This is a genomic window from Phytohabitans rumicis, from assembly GCF_011764445.1.
Classification (GTDB): domain Bacteria; phylum Actinomycetota; class Actinomycetes; order Mycobacteriales; family Micromonosporaceae; genus Phytohabitans; species Phytohabitans rumicis.
The window spans coordinates 4,204,797-4,223,297 of sequence record NZ_BLPG01000001.1 but is presented as its reverse complement, the minus strand read 5'-3'; the positions used below and the strand labels follow the sequence as shown (position 1 = coordinate 4,223,297).

General features: G+C 70.3%; 18 protein-coding genes. 8 read left to right on the top strand and 10 right to left on the bottom strand.

Annotated features, from left to right (window positions below; genetic code table 11):
• Positions 1-5: 5 nt before the first annotated feature.
• The 5 genes from Prum_RS18685 to Prum_RS18665 are packed head-to-tail and all read right to left on the bottom strand — an operon-like array spanning position 6 to position 4,919.
• A complete protein-coding gene (locus tag Prum_RS18685) occupies positions 6-857 on the bottom strand; it encodes an ABC transporter permease (RefSeq protein ID WP_173077710.1) in 852 nt (283 codons plus the stop codon).
• Positions 854-1,822 carry an ABC transporter ATP-binding protein gene (locus tag Prum_RS18680; RefSeq protein ID WP_173077709.1) on the bottom strand — a complete coding sequence of 323 codons (969 nt, stop codon included), beginning with the start codon at positions 1,820-1,822 and terminating at the stop codon, positions 854-856. Before Prum_RS18680 ends, Prum_RS18685 begins: the two co-directional genes overlap by 4 nt.
• 49 nt (positions 1,823-1,871) lie before the next feature.
• Positions 1,872-2,099 carry a flavin reductase gene (locus tag Prum_RS18675; protein WP_173077708.1) on the bottom strand — a complete coding sequence of 76 codons (228 nt, stop codon included), beginning with the start codon at positions 2,097-2,099 and terminating at the stop codon, positions 1,872-1,874.
• 60 nt (positions 2,100-2,159) lie between these two features.
• Entirely contained in the window at positions 2,160-3,353 is a 1,194-nt protein-coding gene (locus Prum_RS18670; RefSeq protein WP_173077707.1) for a helix-turn-helix domain-containing protein, read from the bottom strand.
• Positions 3,354-3,404: 51 nt separating this feature from the next.
• Complete coding sequence (locus Prum_RS18665; protein ID WP_173077706.1) at positions 3,405-4,919, bottom strand: deoxyguanosinetriphosphate triphosphohydrolase family protein; 1,515 nt, start codon at positions 4,917-4,919, stop codon at positions 3,405-3,407.
• 87 nt (positions 4,920-5,006) lie between these two features.
• Here Prum_RS18665 and Prum_RS18660 point away from each other — a divergent pair, with 87 nt between their 5' ends.
• The gene (locus Prum_RS18660) at positions 5,007-6,701 is read left to right on the top strand and encodes a S8 family serine peptidase (protein WP_173077705.1); all 1,695 of its coding nucleotides are present in this window, start codon (positions 5,007-5,009) and stop codon (positions 6,699-6,701) included.
• 37 nt (positions 6,702-6,738) lie between these two features.
• Here Prum_RS18660 and Prum_RS18655 read toward each other — a convergent pair whose 3' ends face one another.
• Positions 6,739-7,713: a helix-turn-helix transcriptional regulator gene (locus Prum_RS18655; protein ID WP_246278586.1), complete on the bottom strand. Its 975-nt coding sequence runs from the start codon at positions 7,711-7,713 to the stop codon at positions 6,739-6,741.
• Positions 7,714-7,780: 67 nt separating this feature from the next.
• Here Prum_RS18655 and Prum_RS18650 point away from each other — a divergent pair, with 67 nt between their 5' ends.
• The 3 genes from Prum_RS18650 (at position 7,781) to Prum_RS18640 (ending at position 11,521) form a co-directional block, all read left to right on the top strand.
• Positions 7,781-8,482 carry a PP2C family protein-serine/threonine phosphatase gene (locus Prum_RS18650; protein ID WP_173077703.1) on the top strand — a complete coding sequence of 234 codons (702 nt, stop codon included), beginning with the start codon at positions 7,781-7,783 and terminating at the stop codon, positions 8,480-8,482.
• A 9-nt stretch (positions 8,483-8,491) separates the two neighbouring features.
• On the top strand, positions 8,492-10,837 hold the full coding sequence (locus Prum_RS18645; protein ID WP_178132656.1) for a Tex family protein: 2,346 nt from the start codon (positions 8,492-8,494) through the stop codon (positions 10,835-10,837).
• Positions 10,838-10,972: 135 nt separating this feature from the next.
• Entirely contained in the window at positions 10,973-11,521 is a 549-nt protein-coding gene (locus Prum_RS18640; protein ID WP_173077702.1) for a sigma-70 family RNA polymerase sigma factor, read from the top strand.
• A 51-nt stretch (positions 11,522-11,572) separates the two neighbouring features.
• On the opposite strand, the gene Prum_RS18635 is transcribed toward Prum_RS18640, so the two are convergent.
• Positions 11,573-12,550, bottom strand: coding sequence for a Kelch repeat-containing protein (locus Prum_RS18635; RefSeq protein ID WP_173077701.1), 978 nt, complete (start codon positions 12,548-12,550; stop codon positions 11,573-11,575).
• Positions 12,551-12,577: 27 nt separating this feature from the next.
• Here Prum_RS18635 and Prum_RS18630 point away from each other — a divergent pair, with 27 nt between their 5' ends.
• The 3 genes from Prum_RS18630 to Prum_RS18620 are packed head-to-tail and all read left to right on the top strand — an operon-like array spanning position 12,578 to position 14,640.
• Positions 12,578-13,222: an adenylate kinase family protein gene (locus tag Prum_RS18630; RefSeq protein ID WP_173077700.1), complete on the top strand. Its 645-nt coding sequence runs from the start codon at positions 12,578-12,580 to the stop codon at positions 13,220-13,222.
• Positions 13,222-14,175 (top strand): zinc-dependent alcohol dehydrogenase, encoded by a 954-nt coding sequence (locus Prum_RS18625; protein ID WP_173077699.1) that lies wholly within the window; start codon positions 13,222-13,224, stop codon positions 14,173-14,175. Before Prum_RS18630 ends, Prum_RS18625 begins: the two co-directional genes overlap by 1 nt.
• A 9-nt stretch (positions 14,176-14,184) precedes the next feature.
• Positions 14,185-14,640 carry an aminoacyl-tRNA deacylase gene (locus tag Prum_RS18620; RefSeq protein ID WP_173077698.1) on the top strand — a complete coding sequence of 152 codons (456 nt, stop codon included), beginning with the start codon at positions 14,185-14,187 and terminating at the stop codon, positions 14,638-14,640.
• Here Prum_RS18620 and Prum_RS18615 read toward each other — a convergent pair.
• Positions 14,624-15,241 carry a maleylpyruvate isomerase family mycothiol-dependent enzyme gene (locus Prum_RS18615; protein WP_173077697.1) on the bottom strand — a complete coding sequence of 206 codons (618 nt, stop codon included), beginning with the start codon at positions 15,239-15,241 and terminating at the stop codon, positions 14,624-14,626. The genes Prum_RS18620 and Prum_RS18615 overlap by 17 nt on opposite strands.
• 4 nt (positions 15,242-15,245) lie before the next feature.
• Positions 15,246-15,806, bottom strand: coding sequence for a TetR/AcrR family transcriptional regulator (locus Prum_RS18610; protein WP_173077696.1), 561 nt, complete (start codon positions 15,804-15,806; stop codon positions 15,246-15,248).
• Positions 15,807-15,927: 121 nt separating this feature from the next.
• Here Prum_RS18610 and Prum_RS18605 point away from each other — a divergent pair, with 121 nt between their 5' ends.
• The gene (locus Prum_RS18605; RefSeq protein WP_173077695.1) at positions 15,928-17,223 is read left to right on the top strand and encodes an extracellular catalytic domain type 1 short-chain-length polyhydroxyalkanoate depolymerase; all 1,296 of its coding nucleotides are present in this window, start codon (positions 15,928-15,930) and stop codon (positions 17,221-17,223) included.
• A 314-nt stretch (positions 17,224-17,537) separates the two neighbouring features.
• Here the strand turns inward: Prum_RS18605 and Prum_RS18600 are convergent, their stop codons facing one another.
• Entirely contained in the window at positions 17,538-18,353 is an 816-nt protein-coding gene (locus Prum_RS18600; protein WP_173077694.1) for a hypothetical protein, read from the bottom strand.
• Positions 18,354-18,501 lie beyond the last annotated feature (148 nt).

The window sequence follows — 18,501 nt, the reverse complement described above, 5'->3', positions numbered from 1 at the left end:
GTTCCTCACGTGATCCGCTGCATGGCCTTCTCGCGGCGCGCGGCCACGCTGGACCCGGACTCGCGGCGGGCCATCCGGCGCAGCACGATCGGCGCCATGACGAGGCCGAGGATGGCCCAGGCGCCGAGGACGCCCACCGTCTCCAGGTGGCGCCACGAGTGGCCGAACTCCACCGCGGCCATGCTGTCGGGCAGCAGGGCGGACCGCATGCCGAGTCCCAGCCAGTAGACCGGGAACACCTGCGCGACCCACTGCAGCCACGCCGGGAAGTTCGTGATCGGGTAGAAGATGCCGGACGTGGCGATGAGGCCCATGAGCGGCAGCATCATGATGCCCATGCTGCGCGGGTTGCTGAACAGCGAGCCGAAGATGGCGCCGATCGGCATGGTGGCGACCATGCCCAGCAGGAGGACCCAGATCAGCGTGAGCCAACCGGTTGGGCTGCCGATCGCCAGGCCGTCGAGGAGGAACACGCCGGGCGTCAACTGCAGGACCATGCTCACCACGCCCATCCCGGTGACGAGCACGATCTTGCCGATGAGGTAGCCGAACATGCCGTTCGGGATGGCCTTGGCGCGCAGCAGCGTGCCGTCTTCGCGGTCGACGGTGAGCGCCATCGCCGTCGTGATCAGACCGCCGAACGCTATCCCCATGCCCAACGCGCTGGGCAGCGTCCGGGAGCCGAGCGAGAAGTTGGTGCCGGGCACCGTCGAGTTGCGCATGAAGACCATGACGACCAGCAGGATCACCGTGGGGAAGAGGTAGTTCCACAGGTCCTGGCCGTTGGTGAAGGTCTGGCGCAGCTCGATCCAGCCGCGCGCCAGCCCGGCCCGTGCCGCGCTCACCATGGGACTCACAGCGAAGCCACCTCCTCGAACGCGCGCAGCGCCGCCGCGCTGCGGCCCGACTCGAACTCGCGCACCAGCGCCATGTACGTGTCTTCGAGGTTGGCCCGGCGCACCTCGAGGTCGGCGATCGCGTCGCCGTACTGCAGGAAGAGCTCGCGCACGAAGCGCGTGGCGTCGGCGGTCGAGTGCACGAACCGCTCCCCGTCGCGGCTCCAGCGCACCTCCGCGTCGGTCTTGATGCGGCGGGACAGCTCGTCGGGCGAACCGTCCGCGATGATGGCGCCGCCGGCCAGGATCAGGATGCGGTCGGCCAGCTTTTCCGCCTCGTCCAGGTCGTGCGTGGTCAGCAGGATCGTGGTGTCGTCGATGTCGGAGAGGCGGTGCACCAGGTCGTGGAAGTCGCGCCGGGCCTCCGGGTCGAACCCGGCCGTGGGCTCGTCGAGGAAGAGCAGCTCGGGCCGCCCGACGATGCCGATGGCCACGTCGAGCCGCCGCCGCTGGCCGCCGGACAGCTGACCCACCTTCTTCGCGGCGTGCAGGGTGAGGCCCACCGCGTCGATGAGGTCGTCAATGTCCCACGGGCGGGTGATCCGGTCCGTGGAGTAGCTGGCGTAGTACGTACCGAGGTGGGCGAGCAGCTCGCGGACCCGCCACTTGCCGTGGTCGCGCCACGATTGCAGGACAACGCCGATGCCGGCCCGCCAGTGCTCGTCGGCGTGCCCGGGGTCGACGCCCAGCACGCGCACCTCGCCGGCCGACCGCATCCGGAAGCCCTCCAGGATCTCGATCGTGGTGGTCTTGCCAGCCCCGTTGGGCCCCAGCAGGGCCAGCACCTCGCCACGCCGGGCGGTGAACGTCACTCCGGTGAGGACGTCGGTGGTCCCGTACCGCATCCGGAGGTCGCTGACCTCGATCGCGGCGGCGTCATCGAGCGGCACGACACTTGGCGCCCGCAACTGCTTCACGACCGTCATAGAACTCCCCCGTCCCGTCTAAGAAGTCCTCCAAACGATAGTACCTATGCTATGGGCGGGTCCAGGCGATGAAGCGTTGGTACAACTCGGTCGGGCTGGCGTGCGTGAGTTCACCGGCGGCATGGCCCAACTGGGTCGCCATATAGACGGCCAGGTTCACGCGCTGTTCGCCGTACTCCCCAATGAGCTGGACCCGCGCGGGCTCGCACGGCCAGTCCCGGCTGCACGCCACGCAGGTCCAGGCCGGCCGTGCCGGCGTATGTTCCCCCTCCGTCACGCCCCGACGGTATGAGAGGGGCAGTCACGGAGGGTGAGGCACGGCGTCCTACCTTGCTGACTACGCCGCGGCGACGCCGATCCGCTCGGCCAGGCCGACGAGGCCAGGGAGCCGCTGCTTGCGGCGGCGCGGTAGCAGCTCCGCGACGATCGTGCGGGCGATCGTCTGGTGCGGCAGCATCTCGGCGGCCAGAGCCTCGACGGTACGCAGCGTGTCGACCGCATCCTGTGAACGCCAGTCGGTCATCTGCGCCCAGGCGACGTTGAGCAGGTAGCGGGCGTGCATCGCGGTGGGGGCCGACTCGGGGTGCTCGACCCGTTCGGCGAGCTTGATGGCCTGGCGCGGCCGGTCGGCGGCGATGGCCACGTCGACCGCCTTCATCGCGGCGACGGTCGGTCCGAACGCCATGCCGACGTACCGGCTGCGGTGGTCGCCGCCCATCCGCGCCGCGGCGGCGCGGACCAGGCCGAGCATCTCCTGGGCCTCGGAGTGCCGCCCGGAGCGCGCGACCGCGGTCGTGCCGTAGCGCAGCAGCTCGCCCCACACGGCGACCTGGTCGACGGACGCGCGGGCCAGCGCCGGCCGCACCTGCTCGGCGGCGGTCACCGCGACGTACTCGGCCTCCGACCACAGACCCTGCCGGGACAGCACCCACGAGCGGGTCGCCTGCTGGCCGGCGTGCAGCAGCTCGTCGCCGGACGCCTCGGCCGCGCGCAGCGCCTCGGCGAGGGCCAGGTGGGCCAGGTCTTCGTGGGCCAGGTGGGCCAGCAGCGAAGCGGTGACCTGGAGCAGCTCCGCGAGCACCGCCCAGGCCGCCGGCCGGCCGTGGGTCGCCGCCGCGTCGACCGCCGCTCGCGCGCCGGCGATGTGGTCGGGCAGCTCGCGCGCCAGCTCGGCGTAGCGTCCGGCCCAATACAGGCGCCAGACTTCCGCGGCCGCCGCGCGCTGCGCGTCCATCGTGGGCGGTTCCACGTTGGTACGGCGTACGCCCAGCACCGCGCGCCGGATGGCACCCACCTCGCCGCTCACCCGGCCGGCGGGCAGCCCGCGCGGCTTGCCGAGCAGGTCGGCGGGGCTGACATCGAGGGCGTTGGCCAGCGCGGTCAGGCTGGCGATGCGGGTGGCGTGCCGCTGACCCTGCTCCAGCTTGCGGACCAGGTCGACGGAGACGCCGGCACGTTCGGCCAGATCGCGCTGTGACATGGCCCGCCGGCGGCGCAAGGCGGACAGCTGAGCGCCGAGCGTCGACCGCATATATCGACGGTACGCGCTACGTCACTGTACGTGTAGACCCCGTTCGAGGGCTCAGAGGACGAACGCGTCCGTCCAAAGTTGACGAGACCGCCCGGACAGGGCGTCGAGGAGCGCGACCGCCTGGCTGTCCGTCAGCGCCGCGACGAAGTCGATGACGGCCCGCCCGCGGGCCTGGATCACGCGTTCCGTGACCTGCGAGGTGCGCCCCAACTCGGCCTCGGCCAGCTCAACCAGGTCGTGCAGCCGGCGCGGCAGGCGGGCCTGCTCGTCCGGGTCCAGCAGCCAGTCGTGCAGCGCCGTCACGAGCGTGGTGAGCAGGCTGGCCTGACCCCGCTGGTGCAGCGCGAGATCCGGCCGGGCCAGCACGAACCCCTGATGAATGAACTTGAGCACCTGCACCTCATGCCACTGCACCTGGGCGAGCATCACGTGGCCGGACCGGATCGGCGGCTGCGGCGCCACCATGATCGCGTCGATCAACCGCCGGGTCCACCGGGCGGAGAAGCGGGCCACGTTCTGCTCGGCCTCCACCGACCCGTCGAACGGCGCCGCCAGCAGGCCGTCGATCAGCTCGTGGCGCACGTGCTCCACCGCCGCGGCGAACGCGTCGTCGTCGCTGATCCAGCCGTCCTTGCGGTGCAGTTGCCGGCGCAGGCGCTCGGTCGCCCGGCCGGGCCGCCGCGACTGCGCGTCCAACTCCTCACCCGGCAAGGCCCGCAGCTCCGCGCGCTCGTTCTGCCAGGCCATCAGCTCGGTGGCCACCGAACCCTGCTGCAGCACGCCCACCCGGTGAAAGTCCTCGACGTCGTGGATGGCGTACGCGATGTCGTCGGCGGTGTCCATCACCGACGCCTCCACGGTCTGCTGCCAGTCGTCGATCCGCCCGGCGAACGGCTCCCGCGCCTGCCGGAGATCCGCGACCTCGGTGCTGTACGCGCCGAACTTTGCCGACCCGCTGGCCGGATCGTCGGCCGGCGCGCTGGCCCCGCGCGGCGCCGGGTCCAGGTGCCGCGGATGCGGGTCGGGATAGGTGTGCCGGGTCCACGGATACTTGAGCATCGCGGCGCGTACGGCGGCCGTCAGGTCGAGGCCGATCGTCGTCTCGCGCCGGATCTCCGTGCTGGTCACGATCCGGTACGACTGCGCGTTGCCCTCGAACCCGTCCGGCAGGCCGAGCCGCTGGCGCGCCAGCCGGTCCAGCACCTGCTCGCCCAGGTGCCCGAACGGCGGGTGCCCCAGATCGTGCGCGAGCGCGGCCGCCTCGACCACGTCCGGGTCGCATCCGCCCAGCTTGTCCAGCAGATCCCGGTAACGCTCATCGGCCACGAGCCGCTCCGCGATCGCCCGCGCCACCTGCGCGACCTTGAGACTGTGCGTGAGCCGGTTGTGCACCAGCAACCCCGAGCCGCCCGGGCTGATCACCTGAGTCACGCCGCCGAGCCGGCTGAAGAAGGGCGAGCTGACAATGCGGTCCCGGTCGACCCGGAACGGGCTCGCCGCCAAGTCGCCGGGCGCGATGGCGGTGCCGCCGAACAGGCGCCGGCTGCGCGGATCCGCCGTATCCATGATCCGACGTTAACGCACGCCCATCTAGTAATTGGCACTCGTTTCCGATTGGATGCTGAACGACCCCTCAATGAGAGGAAACCAATGGTGAGTAGACGCCTCATGGCCGGTGCCGTCGCCACCGCGACGTCCCTGGCTCTCGTGGCCCTGATTCCGGCGGGGCCGTCAAGCGCGGCGCCCGCCACGGCTACCGACTACACGGTGGTGGCCGAGGACGGAGTGTCCGCGGACGCGGCCCTCGCCGCGATCGGCGCGGCTGGCGGTACGGTCGTCGCCCGCAACGACAGCGTCGGCGTGTACAAGGTGTCGTCCAGCCGCACCGATTTCGCCAGCCGCGTCGCGGCCGCCGATGCGCTGGTCGGCGCGGCGCAGAACCGCGCGGTCGGGTACGCCCCGAAGCAGGAGAAGTTCGACCTGGTCGAGCAGGAGCACCGGGCGGCCGGCGCGGCCGGCGGCCAGCACGGCGGCTCGACCGCGGGCCTGGACCCGCTCGACGACAAGCTGTGGGGCCTGGACATGGTGCGCTCGGACGACGCGCGCCGCAAGCAGGCCGGCAACAAGGGCGTGACGGTCGGCATCCTCGACACCGGCCTCGACGCCAGCAACCCCGACCTGGCCCCGAACTTCAGCGCCAAGCTGTCCCGCAACTTCGCGCCCGACAAGACCGACATCGACGGCCCCTGCGAGGTGGCGAGCTGCCTCGACCCGGTCGGCACCGATGACGGCGGCCACGGCACGCACGTCGCCGGCACGATCGGTGCGGCGGCGAACGGCTCCGGCCTGTCCGGCGTCGCGCCCAACGTGACCCTCGTCGAGCTCAAGGGCGGCCAGGACTCCGGCTACTTCTTCCTGGAGCCGGTGGTCAACGCCCTCACGTACGCCGGCGACGCCGGCATCGACGTGGTCAACATGTCGTTCTACGTCGACCCGTGGCTCTACAACTGCCTCGACAACCCGGCCGACTCGGCGGCGTCGAAGGCGGAGCAGCGCGCGATCATCAAGGGGATGACGCGGGCGCTGACGTACGCCCACCTGCGCGGTGTCACGCTGGTCGGCGCGCTCGGCAACAACCACGAGGACATGGGCAACCCGCGCACCGACATCTCCAGCCCGGACTACGGTGCCCCGGCGTACCCGCGTCCGATCGACAACGCGACCTGCTGGGACCTCCCGGCCGAGGGCCCGTTCGTGATCGGCGTGTCGGCGCTCGGCCCGTCGGGCAAGAAGTCGGACTACTCCAACTACGGCACCGAGCAGATCTCAATCTCGGCACCGGGTGGCTGGTTCCGTGACGGGTTCGGCACGCCGACGTACCGCACCGACGCCAACATGATCCTCTCGACGTACCCCAAGAAGGTGCTGCAGGAGGAGGGTGCTGTCGACGCGGACGGCAACGTCGTGCCGGAGGCCGCCGGCGTCGTCTTCAAGGACTGCACCGCGGCGGGCGCGTGTGGCTACTACACGTACCTGCAGGGCACCTCGATGGCGTCCCCGCACGCGGCCGGCGTGGCTTCGCTGATCGTGAGCCAGTACGGCAAGCGGGACTGGTTCCGGGGCGGCCTCGGCCTGGAGCCGTGGAAGGTGGAGAACCAGCTCTACCGCACCGCGGCCGAGCACGCCTGCCCCGAGCCGCGCCTGCAGACGTACACCAACGAGGGCCGGTCGGACGAGTTCAACGCGCTCTGCGAGGGCGGCAAGAACTTCAACGGCTTCTACGGGTACGGCGTGGTCGACGCCTACGCCGCGGTCACCGAGCGCCCCATCTGGGGCGCTCGCCCGTAGCCCCCAACCTGCCATGATCAAGGCGTCCCTCATGTTGCTATGGCGACTTGAGGGACGCCTTGATCATCCAGAGGGCGGCCTCGGTGCGGGAGGCTGCGCCGGTCTTGCGGAGCAGGTTCGACACGTGCACGGTCACCGTGCGAACCGAGATGCCCAGCGAGCGGGCCACCTGTTTGTTGGACATCCCGGCGGCGATGCACGCCAGCACCTCGAGCTCGCGCGCGGTCAGCTCGGGCGGGGCGTCGGCGGAGAGCAGTACGTGGGACGGGACGGGCTCGTTGGCCAGCGCCTCGGGGCCGCCGTCCCGGGCCGTGGCCAGCAGTTCGGTCAGCCAGTACGGGTTGCCGCCGGTACGTTCGCGCACCATCCGGGCCACGGCCGGGGTCACGGCCGACTCGGGGTAGACCTGGGTGAGGATGGCGGCCACCTCGGCGGTGTCCAAGGGGCCGAGGTGCTGCCGGATCGCGCCGGGCGCGCCGGAGAGCCGGGCGAGCGTACGGGCCACGACCGCGGTGTCCGGTGGCCGGCTCGCGACGATCAGCAGCACGGGCAGGTCGGGCGTGGTGGCCAGGGCGCCGATCAGGTTGAGGCTCGCCGGGTCGAGCGCGTGCAGGTCGTCGACGACGAGCACCGCCGGGCCGGTGTCGACGAGTTCGCGTACGACGCGTACGGCCAGGCGCAGCAGCGCGTCCGGGGCGTACCGCTCGCGGGGCACGTCCGGATCCTGGGTGAGCCATGCCAGCCCGTCCGGCGGCTCGAAGGGGAGCGCGAACGGGCGGCTCAGCACCGCCGCCAGCCAGTCGTACGGCGCCGGGGTGTGCACCCGGGCGGCGCCGGCCAGCACGGTGGCCGGGCGGGGCGTGAGCGCGTCGAGTGCGGCGGCCACCAGCAGGCTCTTGCCGACGCCGGCCGCACCGGTGATGACCACGGGCAGCGGGGAGCCAGCGACCAGGGACCACGCCTGGACGACTTCGTCGACTTCGGCCGTGCGACCGATCATGGACAGCGGCATCACGGGGTTCACGATACGTACTAGTGCGTAGAGACATCGGGACCGTCTATTTGGCATCCTGCATGCCATGACGCTCAGCTTGATAGCGGCGGTCCGTAGCGATGTGGGGCTCGTCCGGGAGAACAACGAGGACGCGGCGTACGCCGGGCGGCGCCTCTTCGCGATCGCGGACGGGATCGGCGGCCTGCCCGCGGGCGAGTTGGCCAGCGACCTGGTCATCAAGGCGCTGATGACGCTCGACGAGACCGGCGGCGACCTGCGGGAGGCCGTGCGGGGCGCCAACCAACGCATCCGTGAGGTCGTCGACGAGCACCCCGAGCGCGAGGGCATGGGCACGACGCTGACCGCGCTCGTCGACACCGGCGACGACCGGCTCACCCTGCTGCACATCGGCGACTCGCGGGCGTACCTGTTGCGCGAGGGCGTGCTCACCCAGCTGACCCGGGACGACACGTACGTACAGTCGCTTGTGGACCACGGTGTGTTGACGCCGGAGGAGGCGCGCCGGCACCCGCAGCGATCGGTGGTCACGCAGGCGCTGCAGGGCGACGATGTGACGCCCACGATCGCGGCGCTCGAAGCGTACCCGGGCGACCGGTATCTGCTGTGCAGCGATGGACTGTCCGATTATGTGACCGACGACGCGATCGCCGCGGCCCTGCGCGAGTACGGTGACCTGGGCGAGTGTGCGGAGGCGTTGATAAAGCTCACGCTGCAGGGCGGCGCACCGGACAACGTGTCGGTCGTACTCGCGGAGGTAACCGCCTAGGATCGCTCCGTGACGACGATCTCTCTGCACCAACGGATCGCCGAAGAGCTCGGCGTGCGCGAACGGCAAGTGGCGGCTGCGGTCGAGCTGCTCGACGGCGGGGCCACCGTGCCGTTCATCGCCCGCTACCGCAAGGAAGCCACCGGCACGCTGGACGACGCCCAACTCCGCACGCTGGAAGAGCGGCTGCGCTACCTGCGGGAGATGGAAGAGCGCCGGGCCGCGATCCTGGAGTCGATCCGCAGCCAGGGCAAGCTCGACGAGGCACTCGAGGCGCAGATCATGGCGGCCGACTCGAAGGCCCGCCTCGAAGACATCTACCTGCCGTACAAGCCGAAGCGGCGGACCAAGGCGCAGATCGCCCGCGAGGCCGGGCTGGAGCCGCTCGCCGACCTCCTTCTGGGCGATCCCACGCAGGATCCCGTGACGGCGGCGACAGCGTTCACGAAAGAGGAGCTGGACGCCACCGCGGCCCTGGAAGGCGCGCGCCACATCCTCGTCGAGCGCTTCGCGGAGGACGCCGACCTCATCGGCCCGTTGCGCGAGCAGATGTGGTCGCGGGGCCGCCTGCTTTCCCGGGTACGCGAGGGAAAGCAGGACGAGGGCGCCAAGTTCGCCGACTACTTCGACTTCGCCGAGCCGTTCACGAAGCTGCCGTCGCACCGGATCCTGGCGATGTTTCGCGGCGAGAAGGAGGAGGTCCTCGACCTCACGCCGGAGCCAGAGGCCCCACCGGCTGATGGAGCCCCCGAGCTGCGTAATTCCTATGAGCCCCGGATCGCGGGCCACTTCGGCATCGCCGACCACGGCCGGCCGGCCGACAAGTGGCTGAGCGACACCGTGCGCTCCGCCTGGCGTACCAAGATCCTGATCCACCTGGACGCCAGCATCCGCAGCCGGCTGTGGCAGGCGGCGGAGGAGGAGGCCGTCCGGGTCTTCGCCGCCAACCTGCGCGACCTGCTGCTGGCGGCGCCCGCCGGCACCCGGCCGACCATGGGGCTGGACCCGGGCTTCCGCACCGGCGTCAAGGTCGCGGTGGTGGACGCCACCGGCAAGGTCGTGGCCACGAGCACGATCTACCCGCACGTGCCGCAGCACAAGTGGGACGAGTCGATCGCGACGCTGGCCAAGCTGGCCGCAGCGCACGGCGTCGAGCTGATCGCGATCGGCAACGGCACCGCCTCCCGGGAGACCGACAAGCTCGCCGGTGACCTGATCACCCGGCACCCGGAGCTGAAGCTCACGAAGATCGTCGTATCGGAGGCCGGCGCGTCGGTCTACTCGGCGTCCGCGTACGCCTCGCACGAGCTGCCCGAGCTGGACGTGTCGCTGCGCGGCGCGGTCTCGATCGCCCGCCGCCTCCAGGACCCGCTGGCCGAGCTCGTCAAGATCGACCCCAAGTCGATCGGTGTCGGGCAGTACCAGCACGACCTGTCCGAGGTGAAGCTGTCCCGGTCGCTGGACGCGGTGGTCGAGGACTGCGTGAACGGCGTCGGCGTGGACGTCAACACCGCCTCGGCACCGCTGCTGACCAGGGTGTCCGGCATCGGGGAAGGGCTGGCGACGAGCATCGTCATGCACCGCGACGCGAACGGGCCGTTCCGATCCCGGAAGGCGCTCAAGGACGTACCCCGGCTGGGTCCTAAGGCATTTGAGCAGTGCGCCGGGTTCTTGCGGATCCCGGGTGGTGAGGATCCGCTCGACGCGTCCAGCGTGCACCCCGAGGCGTACCCGGTGGTGCGTCAAATGCTCTTGGCGGTCAGCTTGGGTGCGACGAAGAGTGACCTGACGACGCTGATCGGCAATGGTCAGCTCCTTCGGAAGCTCAATCCGGCGGACTTCGTCGATGACACGTTCGGGCTACCGACGGTCACCGACATCCTCAAGGAGCTGGAAAAGCCGGGGCGCGACCCGCGGCCCGCGTTCAAGACGGCGACGTTCGCCGACGGCATTGAGAAGATCGCGGACCTGCAGCCCGGCATGGTGCTGGAGGGCGTGGTCACGAACGTGGCCGCGTTCGGGGCGTTCGTCGACGTCGGCGTACACCAGGACGGGTTAGTCCATGTGTCCGCGATGTCCAAGACGTTCGTCAAGGATCCGCGTGACGTGGTGAAGCCGGGGGACATCGTTCGGGTGAAGGTGCTCGACGTGGACGTGCCTCGCAAGCGCATCTCGCTGACGTTGCGGCTGGAGGACGAAGGTCCGGCAGCCACCGGCGGTGGCCGGCGGGAGCGGCCCGAAAAAGGTAAACGCCCAGCTCAGCCGGCACGCCCGCCACAGGGCGCGATGGCTGACGCGCTGCGCCGCGCGGGGCTCGACAAGAGCCCCCGCGAGCCGCGTCGACCGGGCCGGTAGATACGAGATATTTTCTGTTATCGCGTCAGGCGCGCCGCATCTCCTATGTGCAGGGGGTCGGCGCGCCCGACCCGGTCATGCCGAGGACCGTGAGGTGAGGGTGTCTGGAATCGTGTTCGCGTCAGGTGGCCGAGCATGACTTCGGGGGTTGCTGCGGGGCGTCACCGCGGGGAAGGGTCCGAGGACGCGCTGGTCCGCGAGCTGTACGAGGAGCACGCGGCGCCGCTGCTGAGGTTCGTCCTGCAGTTGGTGGCGGGCGATCGGCAGCGGGCGGAGGACATCGTGCAGGAGACGCTCCTGCGCGGCTGGCGCAACGCGCACCGGTTGGGCGCGCAGGGGCAGGTGTCGCTGCGGCCGTGGCTGGTGACCGTGGCCCGGCGGATCGCGATCGACGAGCACCGCAGCCAGAGCGCCCGGCCGGCGGAGGCGTACGGCCTGGATCTGGAGAACGTCTCCGAGCCGGACGAGAGCGAGCAGGTCCTGCGCCGGATGACGGTCACCGACGCGCTGCGTACGCTCAGCCCGCCGCACCAGGAGATGCTGCTGGAGACGTACTTCAAGGGCCGGACCGTGGCCGAGGCGGCGGAGGCTCTCGGCCTGCCGCTCGGCACGGCCAAGTCGCGCGTGTACTACGCGCTGCGGGCTCTGCGTAGCGCACTGGAGAAGCGCGGCGTCACACACTGATCATTGATCACGACCGTGCCGGTTCACCGGCACCGGCACGGTCGTCTGGTGTTAGCAGGCACCCAAAGGTGCTAAATCAATCGATTCGTTCGAATCTGCGACGTGCAGCCCCGGACGTGGCCCGCCGGCGAAGGTGTACAGCGTCGTACCGAGCGCCACCACGCCGAGGCCGTGCCGGGGCGTGGGCAGCGGGGGCAGCGATCGCCACTCGCCGGCCCGTACGTCGAACGCCTCCGCCTCCTCGAACGTCGCCTCCGCCTCGCCGCCCACCGCCATGATCTGGCCGGAGCAGGTCGCCGCGGCGGCCAGGCCACCCCGGCGGGTGGGCAGGTCGGGCAGCTTCGCCCACACGCCCGTCGCCGGGTCGAAGACCTCGAACGCGGTGAAGTTGCCCGGCCCGTTGGCGCGCCCGCCGACCGCGTACACCTTGCCGCCGAAGCCCGCCCCGCCCAGGTGCTCGCGTGGCGTCGGCGGCCCGGGCGCGGTGGACCAGCGGTCGGTCGCCGGGTCGTACACGAGCGTCTGGCGGGCCAGGCCGCCCGCGTTGACCCCGCCGACGACGTAGACCTTGCCGCCCTGGGCCACCGCCGTGCCCGCGCCCCGGGCCTGCGGCAACGGGGCGATCGGCTGCCAGCCGTCCCCGGCCAGGCGGAACGCCCCCGCCCCGGCGTCGCCGCCGGACTCGAAGCCGCCGAAGACGTACACGGTGTCGTCGACGGTCGCCGCCATCGCGTGGTTGACCGCCACCGGCAGGCCCGGGCCGGCGGCCCAGCGGCCGGTCGCCGTGTCGAAGACCTCCACCGTCGCGACCGTCCCGCCGTCCGCCCGGTAGCCGCCCACGACGTACACCTTGGTGCCGGTGGTCGCGGCCGCGACCTCGGTCCGGGCCGACGGCGCGCCGGCCAGGCGCTGCCACTGCATCGCGACGGTCACACTCGGCGCCGGCGTCGTGACCGGCGAAGACGGGTCGTCCGTGCATGCGACAGCCACGAGTGTGACGAACAGCAGACTGGTGAGCCACCGTCGCATCCGACCAGCGTGTGCGATCGTTCAGGCATGCGCAAGTACGTCGTGATGGGCGTCCAGGGCAGCGGCAAGGGCACCCAGAGCGCCATGCTGTGCCGGGAGTACGACCTCGTGCACATCAGCGTCGGCGACATCTTCCGCTGGCACGTGCAGCACCACACCAAGCTCGGTGCGCAGGTGCGCCGCACGATGGCGACCGGCGAGCTGATCGGCGACGACCAGGTCGAGGCCGTCGTGCGGGACCGCCTGCAGATGCACGACTGGAACTACGGCTTCGTGGTCGACGGCTTTCCGCGCAACGGCCGGCAGGCCGAGTTCTTCCTGGAGAGCTACGACATCGACGGCGTCATCTACCTCGACCTGCCCGACTCCGAGGTGCACCGGCGGGTGCTCAACCGGCGCCTGTGCTCCCGGTGCGGCATGGACTACAACCTCATCGCGGACCGGCCCGAGGTCGAGGGCAAATGCGACGTCTGCGGCGGCGAGCTGGTGACCCGGGAGGACGACACGCCGGACGCGCTGGCGGCCCGGCTGCGGGAGTACCACAGCAAGACCAAGCCGGTGCTGGACATCTTCCGCCGCAAGGAGTTCGTCTTCACCGTCGACGCCCGGCCGGACCCCACCACGGTGCAGCACGACATCCGCCGCCAGCTCGGGCTGGCGGGGGACATCTGATGCGGGTCGCCCGGTTGCACGGCGTCAAGGACATCCGCGTCGCCGACGAGCCCTCCCCGCCGGTCGGCCCGGGGGAGAGCCTGGTCCGGGTCACCGCGGTCGGCCTGTGCGGCTCCGACCTGCACTGGTACGGCGAGGCCGGCATCGGCGACGCCCAGCTCGACCGGCCGCTGGTGGTCGGGCACGAGTTCGCCGGGGTCATCGAGGGCGGCCCGCGGCACGGCGAGCGGGTAGCGGTCGACCCGGCGATCCCGTGCGAGGCGTGCGACATGTGCCGGCAGGGGCACCCCAACCTGTGCCCGACCGTCCGCTTCGCGGGCCACGGCGCCGTCGACGGCGCGCTCCGGGAGTACGTCGGCTGGCCCTCCGCGCTGCTGCATCCGCTGCCCGACGAGCTGTCCGACGTCGACGGCGCGATGCTGGAGCCGCTGGGTGTCGCCCTGCACGCGCTCGACCTCGGGCACCTGCGACTCGGCATGACCGTCGGGGTGTTCGGCTGCGGCCCGATCGGCCTGCTGCTGGTGCAACTGGCCCTGCGCGCCGGCGCGCGTACCGTCTATGCCGCCGACCCTCTGCCGCACCGCGCTCAAGCGGCCTTGTCGTTCGGTGCCGAGCATGTCGACGGAGCGGTCGACGTCGCCTTCGAGGTGGCCGGCACCGACGCGGCCGTCGAGGCCGCGATGGTGGCCGCCCGCCCCGGCGCCCGCGTCGTGCTGGTCGGCATCCCGGACAGCGACAGCACCACGTTTCCGGCCTCGGTCGCCCGCCGGAAGGGTCTGACCATCGCGATGTCGCGGCGGATGAAGGACACCTATCCGCGCGCGATCGATCTGGTACGCCGCGGCGCGGTCGACGTCGCCTCCCTGGTCACCGACCGCTACCCGCTGGACCGGGCGCCCGAGGCGTTCGACGCGGCCGCGGATCGTCGGGGCCTGAAGGTCATCGTCGAGTAGGGTCGGCTCATGTCGGCTCTTGATGCCCTCGATCGGGCGGGCATCTCGTACCGGGTGATCCGGCACGGACCGGTGCGCAGCCTGCCCGAGGCGGCTACCGCCCGCGGCGTCGAGATCCCCGACGTGGTGAAGACCATCGTCGTACGGCGTGCCGACGACGACTACCTCTTCGTCCTGGTCCCGGGCGACCGGGTCATCTCCTGGCCCAAGCTGCGCACGCTGCTCGGCGTCAGCCGCCTCTCGATGCCCGACGCCGCCTCGGCCAAGGAGGCGACCGGGTACGAGCGGGGCACGATCACGCCGTTCGGCTCGACGACGAGCTGGCCGGTGATCGCCGACGAGCGCCTGCGTGGCCGAGCGATCACCCTGGGCGCGGGTGAGCACGGGGTGGCTGTGGCCCTCGACGCCGACGCCGCGCTGACCGCGATCGACGGCACGTACGCCGACGTCACCGACCCCGCATAGCCTGGGGCAGATCCGCGGGCCGGCCGGTCAGCCGGAGCAGGATCGCGCCGATGGGCCCGCGTACCTCCGGCCCGTCACCCGCTGACCACGCGGTGTCGGTCGCGGTGAACCGGAAGGCGTGCAGGTGCTTCGTCGACCGGAAGAGCGACGGCTTCGTCCAGATCCGGGCGACGGCGACGGCCGCGGCCTCCGGTGCCATGTCGAGCCGGCGGCCGAGCGGCACCGCGATGTCCTGACCGTGGACCAGCACGTCGATGAGGGTCTCCAGGTAGGTCATCCCGGGGACCGGCCGGCGCGCACCGATCGTGCCGCGTACCTCGGCGATGATCTGCTCGGTGGGGCGTCGCGCGTACCGGACGGCCTCGTCGTGGATCGCGCGGTGCATGCTGCCGCGCGCCCGGATGAGGCCGAGCATCGCGGCGGGCAACGCGGCGGGCATCGTGATGGTCGGCTGCCAGGCCAGGTGCGCCGCGACGTCGCGGATCGTCCAGCCGTCGCACAGCGACGGCCGGCGCCACTCGTCCTCGGACAGGTCGGCCAAGAGGTCGGTGAGGCGGGCGCGGTGGTCGTCGATCGTCGTCCAGACCTGGTCCTGGTCCATGGCGCTACCTCCCGGGTACCAGTGTGGTGATGAGGGCCGTCAGGTGCCCGAGCGGATCGAAACCCGGGTTGGGATACGACAGCTGGTGCAGGACGAGGCCGGTGAGGTAATTCGCCACGATCGGGGTGTCCCGCTCGGGGTCGGTCGAGCCGATGACCCGCATCCAGTTGGTGAAGTACTGCCGGACGCGGGCCCCGGTCTCGGTGAGCTGGGCCCGCAGCGCCGGCCGGTTGGCCGCCTCGACGAGGATCGCGTAGCGGGCCAGCGTCAGCGTCCGGTACGGGCCGACCTGCTCATGCGCGAACTCCGCGAGCGCCTTGGCCATCTCCTCCGGGGTGGTGGGACACATCCGGGCGGCGGTGTCCTCCCAGTTGGCCCGCTCGCGGTCGGCGAACCGCTCCACGACGGCGGTCAGCAGCGCGTCCCGGCTGCGGAAGTAGTTGGCCGTGGAGCCGGCGGGCAGCCCCGTGGCGGCGTCGACCGCGCGATGGGTGACCCCGTGGACCCCGCGCTCGCCCAGGAGGGAGATCGCGGCGTCGAGCAGGTCGGTGCGGCGGGTGGACACGCGCCGACACTACCATCGTTGTGGAATTAACAACAGACGTTGTCTCTTCGGGTCTCTTGTTGTGCGGGCGAGTTAGATCGATACTGGTAACTGTTTGAATTGACGGGGGAGGGCGTTGCTCATGAAAACGAAGATCAGGATGCTGTGCGCCACCGTCGCGGCGATGGTGCTCGCCGTGGTCTGGGCGATGACGCTCGCGCAGCCCGCGTCGGCCGCGACACTGACCGAGGTGACCGGGTTCGGGGCCAACCCGAGCAACATGCGCATGTTCCTCTACGTACCGGCCACCGTCGCGCCGCAGCCGGCCATCGTGGTCGGCCTGCACTGGTGCGGCGGCAACGGCCAGGCGATGTACTCCGGCACCCAGTACGCCTCCCTCGCCGACCAGTACGGCTTCATCGTCATCTACCCGTCGGTGACCCGCAGCAGCGCGTGCTTCGACGTCTACTCCGAGCAGGCGCTGCGCCGCGGCGGCGGCAGCGACCCGGTCGGCATCGCGTCGATGGTCAGCTACGTGCAGCAGCACTACAACGCCGACCCGAACAGGATCTTCGCCACCGGTGTGTCGTCCGGCGCGATGATGACCAACGTCATGCTCGCCCTGTACCCGGACGTCTTCGACGCGGGCTCGGCCTTCGCCGGCGTGCCGTACACCTGCTTCGCCACGACCGGCGGCGCGGAGTGGAACGGCGAGTGCTCCGCCGGCCGCATCATCAAGACCGCGCAGGAGTGGGGCGACGCGGTCCGCAACGCCAACCCGTCGTACACCGGGCCGTGGCCGCGCATGCAGATCTGGCACGGCACCGCGGACGAAGGGCTCAACTACCAGAACTTCACCGAGCAGATCAAGCAGTGGACGAACGTTCGCGGCCTGACCCAGACGTCCTGGTACACCGACACCCCGCAGGTGGGATACACGCGCATCCGCTACGGCGGCGTCGGCAACACGCCGCCGGTCGAGGCGATCAGCATGCAAGGCGTCCCGCACAACCTGCCGGTGGACGCCGCCCAGGCGATCCGGTTCTTCGGGCTGGACGGTAGCGGCCCCGGGCCGAGCATTCCGGTGACGGCCACCTGGTCCACCGGGAACGCCGCCGGCCCTTGCAAGGTCCAGTACACCGTCAACGCCTGGAACACCGGCCTGACCGCGAGCATCACCATCACCAACGTCAGCACTACGGCGGTGAACGGCTGGAACCTGGTGTTCGTGCTCCCCAGTGGACAGACGCTGACGCAGGGCTGGAACGCCGACTACCTCGCGTTGACCAACAACGGGGTACGCGCCACCAACCTCTCGTGGAACCGCACCATCGCGCCGAACGCCTCGGTGAACATCGGCTTCCTGGCCACGCACACCGGCAACACCGGCCGTCCGGCCACGTTCGTCCTCAATGGAACGGCGTGCTCGATCGTGTAAGTGGGGCCTCATCGCTCTGCTCGGGTACGATTGCGGCACGCAAATTCCACAATCGTGAGGAGCAGAAATGCTTTCGTGTTTCGATTGGCACATGCCGTCTGATATATGCGTACGACTTTCGATCTGTCAGACCTGAGCGGGAGGGCGGAGACTTGTTTAACGACTGAGCGGCGACGCCCCCTAAACAAGTCGAAAAACGCGGCGGCCGGGAGCAACGATGCTTCCCGGCCGCCGTATTGCTGATATCAGTCGTTCTCCATGATTCCTCCTGGCGCGTGCGTCATGAGGCGAGTGTATAGCGCGCTTTGTCGGCATTAGGTCGTTTTGGTATAGTTGCCCCAGGGCCCCCAGTAGAGGGCGTACCGGCGTCCTGTGCGTGGATCGTTTGCGACGAAAATGGCCTCTGTGGTCTCGCCCGTGCTCTCGATCTCGGCGTCCCGTTCGTGGACCGTTCGCCAGTCGGCCTCCGGGTTTCGGCTGCGTACGAGTTCTCGGGCCACCACGTGACGCGGCTCCAACCCAGCGGGGTAGATCACCCTCAACGTCAACCTACCCACCGGCTCGTTGAGACTCTTGGCCAGGACCGGTTGAAACGTCCGCTCCTCGTCGAATAACTCCTGCCGGATCTGGATGACGGCCGTGTCTCCCCGGTTCAGCGGTCTGTCCAACAGCACGTAGTAATAACGGCGCTGAGAGTCCATGGCAACTCTCTCGGCCACGACTCGGTGACCGTTCAGCGGGAGCAGCCTGCTTTCGCCCTGGCCGGTCCAGTAATACCGGTTACGGAAGAATGCAACGTCATCGCGGTTCGCCCGGATCTTGATCTTTGTGAGCTGTACCTGACGCCTCGGGTCGTCACCGTCGAATCGGTAGACGTACTCCGCCGACTCCCATGTGTACGGGGCGATGGAGGCGCGGCGCATCATCACTATTCCCGCGGCAAGGGTCACGACGCCGAGTACGGCGAGGACGGTTCCGACGGTCAGGTACCAGCCGCCAGCCCGGCCAAGTCTCCACGCAACGACGCCACCGCCACCGACGGCTAGGAGGAGCCACCAGAGATTGCGAAATACGCTGATCGAGTTGCTCAGTCGGTGGGCGGAGCGCAGCGCGTCGCTAAACCACGTCATTTCCGCGGTTTACCTACCTTCGTCATCGGCTGCCGAGGGACCTCACCATGTTCTGAAAACCTGGGGAGCGACGATCGGACAAACCGTGCGTTCCGGTTCACGCCACTCGTACACAATGTGCGGTCAGCGTGCCGCCACCGGCCATTTG